This is a genomic window from Haladaptatus sp. W1, from assembly GCF_001723155.1.
GTDB lineage: Archaea > Halobacteriota > Halobacteria > Halobacteriales > Haladaptataceae > Haladaptatus > Haladaptatus paucihalophilus.
In genome coordinates, this window is sequence record NZ_MEIH01000174.1 from 1 (window position 1) to 1085 (window position 1085).

Annotated in this window: 1 protein-coding gene; it reads left to right on the top strand. The window is 44.2% G+C overall.

Annotated features, from left to right (window positions below; all coding sequences use genetic code 11):
* Positions 1 to 326: 326 nt before the first annotated feature.
* Positions 327 to 791 (top strand): hypothetical protein, encoded by a 465-nt coding sequence (locus tag BG842_RS28770; RefSeq protein ID WP_139136073.1) that lies wholly within the window; start codon positions 327 to 329, stop codon positions 789 to 791.
* Positions 792 to 1085 lie beyond the last annotated feature (294 nt).

Consider the following 1085-nt stretch of genomic DNA (forward strand, 5'->3'; position numbering starts at 1 on the left):
ACTTTAGTTTATACGTAGTAAGTAATGGGCACCCTCTTAATTGCCGCTGCAGCGCTAGGATTTATTTCGCAAATCTATCTCCTGCAAAAGGAAATGAAATCAAAATCGCGTCTACAAAACGTAACAACCGGTTTGATTGCTATCTTTTGTCTCGGAATCATTGCTGTCGAGAAAATTCCCACAAATATAATAAATACCCTTCTTATCTTGATTTTATTACTTATCGTTGTGCTCTCTCTAGCGGGATATTGGATCCCTCAATTAAGCGAAACATAATAGAGTAGACATCAATTAGATTGAGCACTATCGGCTTCGTAATCTCATGCTTGGCAGATACAGCAGATACAGCAGATACAGCAGATACAGCAGATATCTCAGATAAAAATGAATCAGGTACATCTGCAGTCTCAGACACTGAAGATACATCAGATACAATTGACTCCACAGAAGACGAATCAGTAACGTCAGATACAACAGATACAACAGATACGTCAGTAACTACAGAAACGGAGACTATAGCAGACACCGAGCCACAGGCAGTTGGTTCGACGGTTCGGGAAATGGCGTTGGATGCTGAAGAGAAAGGACTTGCAGTTCGCGATTTACACAACGTGAACGTATATCTCTATGAGAGCATCCATGAGGAGATGATTTCGACTTTCAAGCGACTCGACTCGGAATACTATCAAGCACACGGCGAAGATCTTTCGAAGAACAAAGATTTCTTCAACGCTGTGTTTCGGGCCGGTCTCAACAGCCCACAGCTTAAAGAAGAACTTGACATCGATTAGGTCATCCCATCTCTGACTGAGTCTGATTTGAAGCTATTTGCAAACTCGGTGACGACCAACGACGATCATACGAAAGCATCGACAACAGTGGTTCAGTACTTGTCGCCGTTGGGATTCAATTTCGTCGGGGACTTGTTTCTACGAGGATTTCTTGGTTGGGATTGACGTCGGCGTTAGGTTTCGCCCTTCGTGCTGGGGTGATCCCCTCACGGTAGTACCCTTTGAATTGTCGAACCCGTCAATGCGAACGTCGTCTAGCCTCGTTAGCCCGAGGTGGTACAAAGAGCTTCCATC